The sequence below is a fragment of the Trinickia sp. genome (assembly GCF_051953955.1).
Lineage (GTDB): Bacteria > Pseudomonadota > Gammaproteobacteria > Burkholderiales > Burkholderiaceae > Trinickia.
Genome location: NZ_JBQCIF010000002.1, coordinates 81957 through 96093, shown reverse-complemented (window position 1 = coordinate 96093; position 14137 = coordinate 81957). Strand labels below are relative to the sequence as shown.

General features: G+C 66.6%; 13 protein-coding genes. 6 read left to right on the top strand and 7 right to left on the bottom strand.

All coding sequences use genetic code 11. The features are described 5' to 3' along the window. The 7 genes from ACTHNZ_RS00585 to ACTHNZ_RS00555 form a co-directional block, all read right to left on the bottom strand. On the bottom strand, positions 1–549 hold a 549-nt coding region (locus ACTHNZ_RS00585; protein WP_440540541.1), incomplete at its 3' end, for a DUF924 family protein. Positions 550–560: 11 nt separating this feature from the next. Next, positions 561–980 (bottom strand): group II truncated hemoglobin, encoded by a 420-nt coding sequence (locus tag ACTHNZ_RS00580; RefSeq protein ID WP_440540540.1) that lies wholly within the window; start codon positions 978–980, stop codon positions 561–563. Between the two features lie 108 nt (positions 981–1088). Next, the gene (locus ACTHNZ_RS00575) at positions 1089–3608 is read right to left on the bottom strand and encodes an ABC transporter permease (RefSeq protein ID WP_440540545.1); all 2520 of its coding nucleotides are present in this window, start codon (positions 3606–3608) and stop codon (positions 1089–1091) included. Positions 3609–3679: 71 nt separating this feature from the next. Continuing rightward, entirely contained in the window at positions 3680–4297 is a 618-nt protein-coding gene (locus ACTHNZ_RS00570) for a DUF4126 domain-containing protein (protein ID WP_440540539.1), read from the bottom strand. A gap of 198 nt (positions 4298–4495) precedes the next feature. Continuing rightward, entirely contained in the window at positions 4496–5470 is a 975-nt protein-coding gene (locus tag ACTHNZ_RS00565) for a quinone oxidoreductase family protein (protein ID WP_440540538.1), read from the bottom strand. 132 nt (positions 5471–5602) lie between these two features. Then, positions 5603–5989: a methylglyoxal synthase gene (locus ACTHNZ_RS00560; RefSeq protein WP_440540537.1), complete on the bottom strand. Its 387-nt coding sequence runs from the start codon at positions 5987–5989 to the stop codon at positions 5603–5605. An 83-nt stretch (positions 5990–6072) separates the two neighbouring features. Beyond that, positions 6073–6852 (bottom strand): SDR family oxidoreductase, encoded by a 780-nt coding sequence (locus ACTHNZ_RS00555; RefSeq protein WP_440540536.1) that lies wholly within the window; start codon positions 6850–6852, stop codon positions 6073–6075. Between the two features lie 235 nt (positions 6853–7087). Between ACTHNZ_RS00555 and upp the strand changes: the two genes are divergently transcribed. The 6 genes from upp (at position 7088) to ACTHNZ_RS00525 (ending at position 14135) form a co-directional block, all read left to right on the top strand. Beyond that, entirely contained in the window at positions 7088–7738 is a 651-nt protein-coding gene (upp, locus tag ACTHNZ_RS00550; RefSeq protein ID WP_440540535.1) for a uracil phosphoribosyltransferase, read from the top strand. 194 nt (positions 7739–7932) lie between these two features. Further along, entirely contained in the window at positions 7933–10026 is a 2094-nt protein-coding gene (locus tag ACTHNZ_RS00545; protein WP_440540534.1) for a putative bifunctional diguanylate cyclase/phosphodiesterase, read from the top strand. Positions 10027–10297: 271 nt separating this feature from the next. Next, positions 10298–11026, top strand: a complete 729-nt coding sequence (locus tag ACTHNZ_RS00540; RefSeq protein WP_440540533.1) for a YebC/PmpR family DNA-binding transcriptional regulator — start codon at positions 10298–10300, stop codon at positions 11024–11026. Between the two features lie 126 nt (positions 11027–11152). Beyond that, a complete protein-coding gene (gene purD, locus ACTHNZ_RS00535) occupies positions 11153–12427 on the top strand; it encodes a phosphoribosylamine--glycine ligase (protein WP_440540532.1) in 1275 nt (424 codons plus the stop codon). 71 nt (positions 12428–12498) lie between these two features. Next, on the top strand, positions 12499–13422 hold the full coding sequence (hemF, locus tag ACTHNZ_RS00530) for an oxygen-dependent coproporphyrinogen oxidase (protein WP_440540531.1): 924 nt from the start codon (positions 12499–12501) through the stop codon (positions 13420–13422). Next, positions 13422–14135, top strand: coding sequence for a nicotinate-nucleotide adenylyltransferase (locus ACTHNZ_RS00525; RefSeq protein WP_440540530.1), 714 nt, complete (start codon positions 13422–13424; stop codon positions 14133–14135). Before hemF ends, ACTHNZ_RS00525 begins: the two co-directional genes overlap by 1 nt. The last annotated feature ends 2 nt before the right edge of the window (positions 14136–14137 follow it).

The window sequence follows — 14137 nt, the reverse complement described above, 5'->3', positions numbered from 1 at the left end:
CGGGAACCGGCCGAATCGCTCGATCACGGCGGCGTGCCGACACGCGTAATCGTAATAGCTGCCCTTGCCCGCAGAGCCACTGTCACGAGCCAACGCCTCGAATAGCCGCACCGATTCGCGCTGAGCGGCACGCGACTCCGCGTGCTCGAACGGCAGATACGCAAATGCCCGATGCTCGGTCGACGGCAGGTCCAAATGGCCACCGCTATCGACGAGCCGGCGCGCGACCGCGAATGCCTGCGCATCCGACGAAAATGCCTCGGCTCGGCCGCGGCACGTATTGCGCGTAAATTGATCGAGCACGACGATGAGCGCAAGGGCGCCGAGCGGCGTGCACTGCCAGACATCGCATTCGCCGCGCTGCGCGCGCGCCAGCGTCTCGCCGAAGCGCGCGAGAATCGACGCGTCGAAGGCATCGTCGCGCTTGAACCAGCGCTCGGACGGCTTGCCGAACGCCGGCGTGCCCGGCTCCCCGAACCAGAAGTCGAGCACAGCCCGCGCTTGCGGATCGAGCGCGGCGTAGTCTGCATTCGCGTCGATTCGATTCATCTGGCGTTCCTTCAACCCGGCCGATTGCGCATCCAATCGGCCGTATCGAAGAACGATGTGACGAGGCGCTCGCGCAGCGCTTGCGGCAGCCCCGTATCCTCCATCGCCCACGCCATGCAGCGCACCCATTGGTCGCGTTCCGTCGAAGCGATCGCGAACGGCAAATGGCGCGCGCGCAGTCGGGGGTGTCCGAAGCGTTCGATGTAATGATCGGGGCCGCCGAGCCAGCCGCAGAGGAACCAGAACAGTTTGTCGCGCGAGCCGTCGAGCGACGCGGGATGCAGCGCGCGGATGCCCGAGAACTCGGGCTCGAGGTCCATGAGGTCGTAAAAGCGGTCGACGAGTTCGCGCACGCGCGCTTCGCCGCCCACGAGGTCGAATGCGCTGGACTGCTTCTCCTGCGCTTGTCCGTCGTTCAAATCATCAGTCATACGTCTAGTAATCGAAATCGATACGACACCACGCCGACACCAAGCCGAAAGCTCCGGCGGCACCCACATCGGAGCCCGAACCGCGAAAACGCGGCGAATGGCCGCACCTCAAGCATCGCGCAACGACTGCGCCGCCGGACGGTTCAGCACGCGCCGCAAGCTGAGCCAGCCGCCGACACCCGCGCATGCGATTCCGGCGGCGATGCCCGCGGGCACGAGCCACGGATCGAGATCGACATGGAAGTCGAACACGCGCGTTGCCAGCACGAGCGCGAGGGCCTGTGCGCCGATGGCTGCCATCGAGCCCGCCAGCGCGCCGACGACGGCAAACTCGGCCGCATGCACCGAGCGCACTTGGCCGTGCGATGCGCCCAGTGCACGCAACAGTGCCGATTCTCGCACGCGCTCGTCGCGCGTGCCGGCAAGTGCCGAATACAGCACGAGCAAGCCGGCCGCGAGCGTGAAGCCGAACAGGAACTGCACCGCCCCGACCACCTGCTCGACCACGTGCTCCACCTGCGCAAGGATCGGTGCGATATCGATCGCCGTCACATTCGGGTGCGCGGCAACCAAGCCGTCGAGCACCGGCCGCTGCGCGGGCGGCAGATAAAAGCTCGTGATGAACCGCGTCGGCAATCCCTGAAGCGCGGCGGGCGGCATCAGCACGAAGAAGTTGACTTTGAAGGTGCCCCAATCGAGCGTGCGCACGCTCGTGATCGGCGCCTCGATCGGGATGCCCGTCACTTCGAAGCGCATGACGTCGCCGACCTTGACGCCGATGAGCTTGGCCAGCCCCGCCTCGATCGAAATCTCGGGCCGCGTCGCATTGCCGAACCACTGGCCCGCCGTGATGCGATTGTCTTCGGGCAGTTCACGCCGATACGACAGATTGAATTCGCGGTCGACGAGGCGGCGCGCATCGGCATTCTTGTACGTGTCGGGCGCGATGCGTTTGCCGTCGATCGCGACGAGCCGGGCACGCACCATCGGCTCGAGCACCACGTTCGTGATGCCGTGCGCGCTCAGATAGTCGATGACGGCCTGCCGCTCGCCGGGCTGAATGTCGATCAGAAACTCGTTGGGCGCATCGGGCGGCGTCGATTTACGCCAGCCTTGCACGAGATCGTTGCGCGTCAGCGCGATCAGCAGCAGGCACATGAGGCCGATCGCGAGCGCGGTGATCTGAAGCGCGCTGACCCAGCCGCGCCGCTCGAGCGACGCCCATGCGTAGCGCCAGCCGACGCCGCCCGCCACGCGCCGTCCCCCGTCGCTGCGCGCCACCCGCGCGCATAGCCAAAGCGCCGCGCGCGCCGTCGCGGCAAACACGACGAGCCCTAGCGCGAACCCGCCCGCGACGATCGCGCCGAGCTTGAGCTCGCCGGCCGCGAGCACGAGCAGCGCGCCGAACAGCGCGATGCCGACGGCATAGGCCCACCAAGCCGCTCTCGCTTCGCCAGCCCACTCGCGGCGCAATACGCGCAGCGGCGGCACGCGGGTGAGCGGCAGCAGCGGCGGCAAGGCGAAGCCGAACAGCAGCACGAGAGCGGCACCCACGCCCTCGAGCGCCGGCAGCGGGCTCGGCTGGGGCAGCGCCACGGAAATCAAGCTGCCTAGCCACGCGAGCAGCGCGAAATGCCCTAGATAGCCGAGTGCGGCGCCGAGCACCCCACCCGTCAAGCCGACGAACGCGAATTCGAGCGTGACGAGCGTGCGCAGCTCGAGCTTGCTCGAACCGAGGCAGCGCATGACGGCGCAACCGTCCAGATGGCGCCGCGTATAGCGATGAGCAGCCATGGCGATGGCGACCGCCGCGAGCAACGCTGTCAGCAGCGCGACGAGCCGCAGAAAGTGCCCCGCGCGCTCGAGCGTCTCGCGCACCTGGGGTTGGCCGTCCTTCACCGATTCGAGCGCGACGCCACGCAGCCGGCCATCGTCGACGCGCGCATGCGCGAACGCGGCAAAGCGCGCGACGGCTGCGTCGTCCCCGGCGACGAGCAAACGATACGTCACGCGGCTGCCGTAGCCGAGAAGCCCGGTCGAAGGCAGCTCGTCGGCGCGCATCATGACACGCGGGGAAAAATTGACGAATGCGAAACCGCGATCGAGCTCGCGCGTGATGACGGCACCGATCGTGAAGCGGCGATTGCCGAGCTCGACGGTGTCGCCGACCTTCGCATGCAGCGTCTCGAGCAGTTGCGCATCGACCCAAACGCTGCCTTTCGGGGGAATCCCGTCCGCGCGATGATCGGGCGCGTCGGCGCCCGGCGCGATCCGCAGGGCGCCGCGCAGCGGGTAATCCGGGGACACCGCTTTGACGGCTGCCAGCCGCGCATTCGACAGCGCCGCATCGCCCGCGCTCCCTGAGTCTACGCGCGCCACCATCGTCGGAAAAATTGCCGTCGTCGCCGTGCGCAAGCCCAAGGTGCGCGCCTCGCTCGAGAACGTCGGATCGACGGGATGATCGGCACGCACGACGAAATCGGCCGCGATCATGCGGCGTGCGTCGCGCTCGAGCCCTCGCTGGAGGCGATCGGCCAGAAAGCCGACACTCGAGAGCGCCGCCACGGCCAGCACGAGCGCGATGACGAGCATCGTCAACTCGCCCGCGCGCCAGTCCCGCGCGGTCATGCGCGCGGCTTGCCGTACAAGCTCGAACCGGCCCAGCGGCGCGCTAGGCTTGACGACGGGCGGCGCTTCGTTCAATCCCGCTTGCCCCCTATCGAGCCGAGGCGCGACACCATGTGCGCCGCCATTGCCCGGAAGCCGCCCTGCACGCCGCGCCAGAGACGCGGCAGCGCCCAGGCCGCGAACGCGACGAAAGCGGCCATCAGAACGAGAAAGACGAGCGGCACGAAAAGCGCAAGCGCGAGACCCACGCAGACGAGGATGTCCTCCGTCGAGGAGGCGATCCAGTTCGAAAACGGCTCGGGCGACAAATTGATGAGCGCGCGCGTGCCGGCCTTCGTCAGGTGCGCGGAACCGGCCAACGCGCCGCCCACGAGCGCCGCGACCGTCAGGAGCGCCGGATCGGCATGGCCGAGCGAACCGACGGCCAACAATGCGCCCGCCGGAATGCGAATGAACGTGTGGATGGCATCCCAAAGCGAGTCGAAGGCGGGAATGCGATCGGCCAGGAATTCGACGACGGCCAGCACGCCCGCCGCGCCGATGACCCACGCGGATGAAAGCGTGGAGAGCGTCTCGGGCAGGTGCACGATGCCGAGCCTCGCGAACACGCCGACCAGGAAGACGGTCAGATAAAGACGCAAGCCGCTGGCCCATGAAAGACCCGCGCCGAGCGAAAGTGCGTCGATCATTGCCCCTCCCCCGCCACCTTGATGGCGCCTGGCTGCCCGAGCGCCATCGTTGCCGCATGCCGCGCGGATGCCACAGTGCGCCGATATCCCATTATAGACAGGGCGGCGGCCGCCCGGCGGCGCGGGGTGCGCGCCAGCGAACCGGGCGACGCGCAAATCCCAAAGAGGCGGCGGGACCCGCGAGCCTTACGGCGCGCCTTACGGAATCAAAACGGTCGAGCCCGTCGTCTTGCGGCCTTCGAGCGCCCGGTGGGCCTCGGCGACGTCCTTTAGCGCGTAGCGCTGGCACACGTTAGTCTTGACCTTGCCCGATGCGATGACGTCGAAGAGCTCCGCAGCCATCGCATCGAGCCATTCTCGCTTGGCCATGTAGCTGAACAGCGTCGGCCGTGTGAAAAAGAGCGATCCACGATTCGAAAACTCGGCGGCCTCGATCGGCGGCAACGCCCCCGAGGCGCTGCCGAAGCTGACGAAATAACCGAGCGGCGCCAAGCAATCGAGCGATCCTTTGTAGGTGTCTTTGCCGATCGAATCGTAGACGACGGGCACGCCCTCGCCGTTCGTGATCTCCCTCACGCGGTCCGTGAAGTTCTCGCGCGTATAGACGATAGGGTGATCGCAGCCGTGCGCCTTCGCGAGCTCGGCTTTTTCATCGGAGCCGACGGTGCCGATCACCGTCGCGCCGAGCGCCTTGGCCCATTGGCAAACGAAAAGGCCCACGCCGCCCGCCGCGGCATGAATGAGGATCGTCTGCCCCGGTTCGACGCGGAACGTGCGGCGCAGCAGGTACTGCGCGGTCAGCCCTTGCAGCATCGCGGAAGCCGCATCGTCGAAGCTGATCGCGTCGGGCAGCTTCACGAGCGCATCGGCCGGCAGCACGCGCTCGCTCGCATAAGCACCGGGCGGCCGCGCCACATAGGCGACGCGATCGCCGGCCGCAAAGCGCGTGACGCCCGCGCCGACCTCCGTCACCACGCCGGCCGCTTCCATGCCGAGGCCGGCAGGCAGCGGCAACGGATAGTGTCCCGTGCGGAAGTAGACGTCGATGTAATTGAGCCCGACCGCTTCCTGCTTGATGCGCACTTCACCGGCGCCCGGTGCGCCCACGTCGACGTCGACCCACCGCATCACTTCGGGACCGCCCGTCTTCTCGATTCGAATCGCTTTCACCATGCCGTTCTCCTTGCCGAGCGCGAAGCTCGAGTCGTTCGGTTCAGGCGGCCGAGCGTCGTGCCGCCGCGTTCATCGTTACAGTTGCCAGAGACTGCTTCGACCATTCCCGCCATTCCGACGAGGCGCGCCTCGTCAAGCAGCCGCGGTGCGCGCCGCGAGCGTGTCGAGCAGCATGCGCGCCGTCGCGAGGTTCGTCGCGCAAGGCACGTCGTGCACGTCGCAGGCGCGCACGAGCGCGTTGATGTCCGGTTCGTGCGGCTGCGGCGTCATCGGGTCGCGCAGGAAGATGACGAGATCGATTTTGCCTTCGGCGAGAAGCGCCCCGATCTGCAAATCGCCGCCATACGGACCCGAGAGCATGCGCTCGACGGTCAGCCCGTGCGTATCGGCGATGCGCCCGCCCGTCGTTCCCGTCGCGATGAGCTTGCAGTGACGCAGCGTCCGCGCGTACTCGCCGGAAAGGGCGACGATATCGTCTTTCTTATGGTCGTGCGCAATCAATGCGACGCAGGGGGTCATGGCACAGCTCCTTCGCATTCAAGCCAAGTTAAAGCCAAGTCAAAAAGCGATCGCATCCGATCGGGAAGCCGGGTGGCCGGGACTCAGAACGTGCCGGGATAGGCGCCGCCGTCGATGAGCCAGTTTTGGCCCGTAATGTAGCCGGCGTGCATGCTACACAAGAACGCGCAGGCCCGCCCGAACTCGTCCGGCTGCCCGAGCCGCTGCGCGGGGATGCTGGTCGCGCGCTGGCGCCGCGCCTCCTCGACGCTGATTCCTCTCGCTTGCGCCTGCGCGTCGAGCGTGGCGGCGATGCGATCGGTGTCGAACAGGCCCGGCAGCAGATTGTTGATCGTCACGTTGTGGTGCGCGACCTTGCGCGCGACGCCCGCGACGAAGCCCGTCAGCCCCGAGCGCGCGCCGTTCGACAGCCCGAGCACGTCGATCGGCGCCTTCACGGCCGAGCTCGTGATGTTGACGATGCGGCCGAAACCGCGCGCGATCATGCCGTCGATCGTCGCCTGCAGCAGCGCGATCGGCGTGAGCATGTTCGCTTCCAGCGCGCGAATCCAGTCGTCGTGCGTGAACTGGCGAAAATCGCCGGGCGGCGGCCCGCCGGCATTGTTGACCAGGATGTCGGGCGCCGGGCAGGCAGCGAGCGCCGCTGCCCGGCCCTCGGGCGTCGTGATGTCGCACGCGACGGTGCGCACCGAAACGCCCGTCTTCGCGCGAATGTCGGCGGCGGTCGCCTCGAGCGTCGAGAGCGTGCGCGCAACGATGACGAGCTCGACGCCCTCGGCGGCGAGCGCCTGCGCGCAGCCCCGGCCGAGCCCCTTGCTGGCCGCGCAAACGAGCGCGGTGCGTCCTGCGATTCCTAGGTCCATGCTTGATCGAGTCCGATGAGGATGGGCAATGGGGGCGATTGTAGAAGAATCGCCGCAACCGCGCCGAAGCGAGCCGCCGAGTTGCCGACGCTCGCGGAGCCGCGGCCGCGCGATACGGATCGAATCCGTGCGTTCGCTGCCAAGAAAACAACGGAAATTCGGCAACGAAAATTCGGCGCACACGGTTCTTTCGGTAAACTTGCGCGAACATACCCAGCCGCCGCACGCGCTCCCCATGAAACAAGACAGCCGCTTCCCGAACCTCTTCATCCTCGATCATCCGCTGATCCAGCACAAGCTCACGCACATGCGCGACAAGGACACGTCGACGCGCACGTTCCGGGAGTTGCTGCGCGAGATCACGCTGTTGATGGGTTACGAGATCACACGCGACCTGCCGATCACGACGCGCCGCGTCGAAACTCCGCTCGTCGAAGTCGACGCCCCGGTCATCGCGGGCCGCAAGCTCGCGATCGTACCGGTGCTGCGCGCGGGAGTCGGCATGTCCGACGGCTTGCTCGAGCTCATTCCGTCCGCGCGCGTCGGACACATCGGGGTCTATCGCGACGCCGATCATCGCCCGGTCGAATATTTGGTGCGGCTGCCCGATCTGGAAGACCGTACGTTCATCCTCTGCGATCCGATGGTGGCCACGGGTTACTCGGCCGTGCATGCGGTCGACGTGCTCAAGCGCCGTGGCGTGACGGGCGCACAAATCTCGTTCGTCGCGCTCGTCGCCGCGCCCGAAGGGGTCCAAGTGTTTCAGAATGCGCATCCCGACGTGAAGCTCTACGTCGCGTCGCTCGATTCGCATCTGAACGAGCACGCATATATCGTGCCTGGGCTCGGCGATGCCGGCGACAGGCTGTTCGGCACGAAAAACTAGAAACTAGACCGGAGAATCGAGTCCTAGCGCGCCGCGGATTGCAGCGCGCCCCCGAAGCGGCGCCGATGCCGCCCGCCCCATGCCGGCCGCTCCACATCGCGCGACCCCTATTCGGGTTTGTCTCGCATCAGAAAACGCCCGGCGTGCCGTTAAACGACGTGAGAACCCTCTCCTCTCGTCATTGCAAGACCGCCATGCACGGCACCTATAACCTTTGGCTCGTCGCGCTCTCGCTCGTCGTCGCGACGCTGGCCTCGTTCACCGCGCTCGACCTGTCCGGGCGCATCGCTTCGCTGCCGAACCGCCGGCAGCTGCACGCTTGGCTGGCCGGCGGCGCCGGCGCCATGGGCGTCGGCATCTGGTCCATGCATTTCATCGGCGTGCTCGCCTTCAGGCTGCCGATCCCGGTCGGCTACGATTTCTGGATCACGACCTGCTCGCTGCTGATCGCGATCGGCGTGTCGTACTTCGCGCTACGCGTGATCGCGCAGCCCGCGTTGAGCCCGATGCGCCTGATTTGCGCGGCCATCCTCATGGGCCTCGGCATCTGCGGCATGCATTACACCGGCGATGCCGCCATGCGGATGGAGCCGCCGATCCAATACGATCCGCGGCTCGTGGCCGCGTCGATCGTCATCGCCATCGCGGCCTCCGGAGCGGCGCTTTTCATCGCACAAAAACTGCGCGCCGAGCATCAGCAACACATCCAGCGCAAGCGCATGGCCGCCGCGCTCGTCATGGGATTGGCCATCACGGGCATGCACTACACGGCCGATGCGGCCGCCAACTACCTGCCCGGGGCGATTTGCGGCGCGGCGAGCGGCGTCGACCTGCGCTGGCTCGGCACGACGATTTCGATCTTCACGTTCGCGATCCTGATCGTCACGCTGATGCTCTCGCGGTTCGATGCGCGCACGGCCGCTCTCGCGCAATCCGTCTCGCAGCTCAATAGCCGCATCGTGCACATGGCGACGTTCGACTCGCTGACCGAATTGCCGAACCGCCGCACCCTCACCGAGCACATGGAGCGCGCAATCGAGCTCGGCAGGCACGGCACGGGATTGTTCGCGATTCTGTTCATGGATATCGACGGTTTCAAGACGATCAACGACTCGCTCGGCCACACGGTCGGCGATCACGTGCTCAAAGCGTTCGCGCAACGCCTGCTCGATTGCGTGAGCGCGGGCGACACGGTGGCGCGCTTGGGCGGCGACGAGTTCGTCGTCCTCGTGCGCCATGTCGGCTTGCCCGAGGACGGTCTGCGCGTGGCGCAAAAGGTGCTCGACCGCATGCGCGAATCGATCTGGGTCGACGCACGGCCGCTTCAGGTCGCACCGAGCATCGGCGTCGCCCTCTTCCCGCGCGACGGCGACACCGTCGAAACGCTGCTGAAGAACGCCGACGCGGCGATGTACGCGGCCAAACGCGCAGGCCGGGGTACATGCCGGTTCTTCGAATCGGACATGAATGAGGCGGCGACGCGCACGTTGCAGATTCAGCAGGCGCTGCACGAAGCGCTCGACAAAAACTACTTCTCGCTGCGCTTCCAGCCGAAGTTCTATGGGCGCGACGGCGCGCTGGCCGGTGCCGAAGCGTTGCTGCGGCTCAATCACCCGACGCTCGGGCTGATTTCTCCAGCGGAATTCATCTCGACCGCCGAGCGCAGCGGGGAAATCGTGCCGATCGGGTATTGGGTCGTGCGCGAGGCGTGCCGGCAGATCCGGCGCTGGCAGGCGGCGGGCCTGAAATCGACGAAGGTGGCGATCAACCTGTCGCCGCGCCAACTCGCGCAGGCCGATCTGCTCGCGACGATCCAAGAGATCGTCCGCGCCGAGCGGGTCGGCCCCGAGCGGATCATGTTCGAAATCACGGAAACGGCGGCCATGCACGATGTGCGGCGCATGGCGGACACGGTGCACGCGTTTCAAATGAGCGGCTTCGAAGTCGCGATCGACGATTTCGGCACGGGCTATTCGAGCCTCGCCTACCTGCAGCGCTTCCGCGTGCGGCAACTGAAAATCGACCGATTCTTCGTCGATGGGCTCGATGCCAACGATGACGAAGGGACGGCGATCGTCTCGGCAATCATCAAGCTCGCGCATTCGCTCGGCATGAACGTCGTGGCCGAGGGCGTGGAAACGGTGTCGCAGCGCGAAAAGCTCGAGGCGTTGCGGTGCGACCAACTGCAAGGCTATTTGCTCGGCGAGCCGCTCACGCCGGACGCGTTCGGCGTCCTGCTCGGCGGGACGAACGAGAACGCTACGCCGGGCACCCCGGTTCCCGCTTGAGCGCCCCGCGCGGCGCCGGGTCCGCTCCTGCCTTTCCCGGCGCCCTGCGCGCCCAGGCCGCGCCTCGCGCGCGAGTCCGGCATGGTAAAATCGCCGTCTGCTCTTCGGACGGCCTGCTTCACTCGCATCGCGGCCCGCATTCACGAGAAACGCGCGACACGCCGCCCGACACCTGAACCGAGCCCGGCGGGACACGCGCGGCTCATACGATTCGCAATCGACGAAAACGCATTATGCGTGTGCCGGAACGGCGCGCGCCACGGAGAAAGGTATGGCTGGTCACTCGAAATGGGCCAACATCAAGCACAAGAAAGCCGCCGCTGATGCCAAGCGCGGCAAGGTCTGGACGCGTCTCATCAAGGAAATCCAAGTCGCGGCCCGCATGGGCGGCGGCGAGATCGATTCGAATCCGCGCCTGCGTCTGGCCGTCGAAAAGGCTTACGACGCCAACATGCCGAAGGACAACGTCAACCGCGCGATCCAGCGTGGCGTGGGCGGCGTCGACGGCGCGAACTACGAGGAAATCCGCTACGAAGGCTACGGCATCGGCGGCGCGGCCGTCATCGTCGACACGATGACCGACAACCGCACGCGCACCGTCGCGGAAGTGCGCCACGCATTCTCGAAGTTCGGTGGCAACATGGGCACGGACGGCTCGGTGTCGTTCCTGTTCGATCACGTCGGCCAATTTCTGTTCGCCCCGGGCACGCCCGAGGACAAGCTGATGGAAGCGGCGCTCGAAGCCGGCGCGAACGACGTCGTCACGAACGACGACGAGAGCATCGAGGTGCTCTGCGGCCCGAACGATTTCGCGAAGGTCAAGCAAGCGCTCGAGGCGGCCGGCTTCAAGGCCGAGCTCGCCGAAGTGACGATGAAGCCGCAGACGGAAGTCGAGTTCACGGGCGACGATGCCGTGAAGATGCAAAAGCTCCTCGACGCGCTCGAAAATCTCGACGACGTGCAAGAGGTCTACACGAACGCGTCGATCGCGGACGAGTAAGGGATGCCGCACGCCGTGCCCGCTTTCCGCGTGAATGAAGCGCAGCGGGCACGAGTGCCGCGCAAAGACATCGCGGCCGGGCTCATTGCGCCGGCCGCCCTCTTTTAGGTCTTCGGGGAACATCATATGAAACTACTCGTCGTCGGTTCCGGCGGTCGCGAACACGCGCTCGCCTGGAAGCTCGCGCAATCGCCGCGAGTGCAGCTCGTCTACGTGGCGCCCGGCAACGGCGGCACGGCGAGCGACGAGCGCCTGCGCAACGTCGCCATCACCGATCTCGACGCGCTCGCCGATTTCGCGGAACAAGAGCAAATCGCGCTCACCGTCGTCGGTCCCGAAGCGCCGCTCGCCGCGGGCATCGTCAACGTCTTCCGCCAGCGCGGCCTCAAAGTGTTCGGGCCCACCAAGGAAGCCGCTCAGCTCGAAAGCTCGAAGGATTTCGCGAAGGCGTTCATGAAGCGCCACGCGATTCCGACGGCCGAATACGAAACGTTTTCCGATGCCGCGCTCGCACACGCCTACGTCGATCGCAAGGGCGCGCCGATCGTCATTAAGGCCGACGGCCTTGCGGCGGGCAAAGGCGTGGTCGTCGCCGCCACGCTCGACGAGGCGCATGCGGCCATCGACATGATGCTCGCCGACAACAAGCTCGGCGATGCCGGGGCGCGTGTCGTCATCGAGGAATTTCTGACCGGCGAGGAAGCGAGCTTCATCGTCATGGTCGACGGCAAGCACGTCCTGCCGCTCGCCTCGAGCCAAGATCACAAGCGCCTGCTCGACGGCGACCAAGGTCCGAACACGGGCGGCATGGGCGCGTACTCGCCGGCCCCGATCGTCACGCCGCAGTTGCACGCGCGCGTGATGCGCGAAATCATCCTGCCGACCGTGCGCGGCATGGAAAAGGAAGGCATCCGCTACACGGGCTTCCTCTATGCGGGGCTCATGATCGACGCCGAGGGCAATCCGAAGACGCTCGAATTCAACTGCCGCATGGGCGATCCCGAAACGCAGCCGATCATGGCCCGCTTGAAGGGCGACTTCTCGAGAGTGATCGAAAGCGCCATCGCAGGCACGCTCGATACGGTCGAACTCACGTGGGACCGCCGCACGGCGCTCGGCGTCGTGCTCGCCGCGCACAACTACCCCGAGGCACCGCGCAAGGGCGATCTCATCAGCGGCATCCCCGCCGAAACCGAGAATGCAGTCACGTTCCATGCCGGCACGACGATCGCGGGCGGCAAGCTCGTGACGGCGGGCGGGCGGGTGCTGTGCGTCGTGGGCTTGGCCGATTCGGTGCGCGGCGCGCAATCGGCGGCCTATGAAGCGATCAACCAGATCTCGTTCGACGGCATGCAATATCGCCGCGACATCGGTTATCGTGCCCTGAACCGCAAGCACTGACGCCGGGCTCTAGCAGGCACGCGTTGTTCACCCTTCGCCGTCACTTTTGCGCACGTCCATAGCGTCCTATCATGTCCGACACTCCTTACGACGTCTCTCTTGTGCGCAGCTACCTGCAAGGGCTGCAAACGCGAATTGCCGACGCGCTCGGGGCGCTCGACGGCACGCCGTTCGGCGTGGATGCCTGGCAGCGTCCGGCCGGCGAACGCCTGCGCGGGGGCGGCGTCACGCGCATCCTCGAGGAAGGGGCGCTGATCGAACGCGGCGGCGTCGGATTCTCGGACGTGGCCGGCGACAAGCTGCCGCCGTCGGCCACGGCGCTTCGGCCCCATTTGGCGGGGCGCGGCTTCGAAGCGATGGGGGTCTCGCTCGTCATGCACCCGCGTAATCCCTACTGCCCCACCGCACACATGAACGTGCGGATGCTGGCAGCCACCAAGGAGGGCGAGGCGCCCGTCTTCTGGTTCGGGGGCGGCATGGACCTGACGCCCTACTACGGCTTCGAGGAAGACGCCGTGCATTTTCATCGGGTCTGCCACGACGCGCTGGCTCCGTTCGGGGCGGAGCTCTACCCGCGCTTCAAGCGCTGGTGCGACGATTACTTCTTCCTCAAACACCGCAACGAAACGCGCGGCATCGGCGGCATCTTCTTCGACGATTTCGACGAACTGGGCTTCGAGCGCTCCTTCGCGATGATGCGCAGCGTCGGCGACGCCTTCGTGAACGCGTATGTGCCGTTGCTAGAAAAGCGTCATGCGACCCCATATGGAGAGCGAGAACGCGCGTTCCAGGGGTACCGGCGCGGGCGCTATGTCGAATTCAACCTCGTCTACGACCGTGGCACACTGTTCGGGCTGCAAAGCGGCGGGCGGACGGAGTCGATTCTGCTGTCGATGCCACCCGGCGCGAACTGGCGCTACGACTGGCAGCCCGAACCCGGCTCACAGGAGGCGCGGCTCTACAGCGACTTCTTAAAGCCGCGGGATTGGGTTTGATGACCAGCGGACGGCCGATGCTGCCGCGCCGGATCGGCCTGCTCGGCGGCACCTTCGATCCGATTCACAACGGGCACCTCGCGCTGGCGCGCCGGTTCGCCGAGTCGCTCCAACTGACGGAACTCGTGCTGTTGCCGGCCGGCCAGCCGTACCAGAAATCGGGGGTATCCGCGGCGCACCATCGCTTGGCGATGACGCGCGCGGCGGCGGCTTCGCTTGCGTTGCCCAGCATCGCGGTCACGGTGGCCACCGACGAAATCGAGCACGTCGGGCCTACCTACACGGCCGAAACGCTCGCCCGCTGGCGCGCCAAAGAGGGCCCGAACGTTTCGCTTGCCCTGCTGATCGGCGCGGATCAGCTTTTGCGGCTCGATACGTGGCGCGACTGGCGACGGCTATTCGAATTCGCGCACGTGTGTGCCGCCACGCGGCCCGGCTTCGACTTGTCGAGCCTCTCGCCGGCATTGGCCGGCGAGCTCGGCCCACGGCGGGCCGACGCCGCGACGCTGCGCTGCACGAGCGCCGGGCATTGGCTCGTCGACGATACGCTCGCGCTCGACGTCTCCGCCACCGACATCCGAGCCCACGTGAAGGCGAGGCTCGAACGGGGCGGCAAAGCGGGGGCGCTAGGCGCCGCAGGCACGCCTACGTCCGAACCTATCCCCGAGGCCGTCTGGGACTATATTCTTCAACATCACCTGTACCACCCATAACC

Coding starts and splice junctions, on each gene's coding strand:
- ACTHNZ_RS00580 (WP_440540540.1), bottom strand. CDS start 980: ATGACTGATGATTTGAACGACGGACAAGCGCAGGAGAAGCAGTCCAGC.
- ACTHNZ_RS00575 (WP_440540545.1), bottom strand. CDS start 3,608: ATGACCGCGCGGGACTGGCGCGCGGGCGAGTTGACGATGCTCGTCATC.
- ACTHNZ_RS00570 (WP_440540539.1), bottom strand. CDS start 4,297: ATGATCGACGCACTTTCGCTCGGCGCGGGTCTTTCATGGGCCAGCGGC.
- ACTHNZ_RS00565 (WP_440540538.1), bottom strand. CDS start 5,470: ATGGTGAAAGCGATTCGAATCGAGAAGACGGGCGGTCCCGAAGTGATG.
- ACTHNZ_RS00560 (WP_440540537.1), bottom strand. CDS start 5,989: ATGACCCCCTGCGTCGCATTGATTGCGCACGACCATAAGAAAGACGAT.
- ACTHNZ_RS00555 (WP_440540536.1), bottom strand. CDS start 6,852: ATGGACCTAGGAATCGCAGGACGCACCGCGCTCGTTTGCGCGGCCAGC.
- upp (WP_440540535.1), top strand. CDS start 7,088: ATGAAACAAGACAGCCGCTTCCCGAACCTCTTCATCCTCGATCATCCG.
- ACTHNZ_RS00545 (WP_440540534.1), top strand. CDS start 7,933: ATGCACGGCACCTATAACCTTTGGCTCGTCGCGCTCTCGCTCGTCGTC.
- ACTHNZ_RS00540 (WP_440540533.1), top strand. CDS start 10,298: ATGGCTGGTCACTCGAAATGGGCCAACATCAAGCACAAGAAAGCCGCC.
- purD (WP_440540532.1), top strand. CDS start 11,153: ATGAAACTACTCGTCGTCGGTTCCGGCGGTCGCGAACACGCGCTCGCC.
- hemF (WP_440540531.1), top strand. CDS start 12,499: ATGTCCGACACTCCTTACGACGTCTCTCTTGTGCGCAGCTACCTGCAA.
- ACTHNZ_RS00525 (WP_440540530.1), top strand. CDS start 13,422: ATGACCAGCGGACGGCCGATGCTGCCGCGCCGGATCGGCCTGCTCGGC.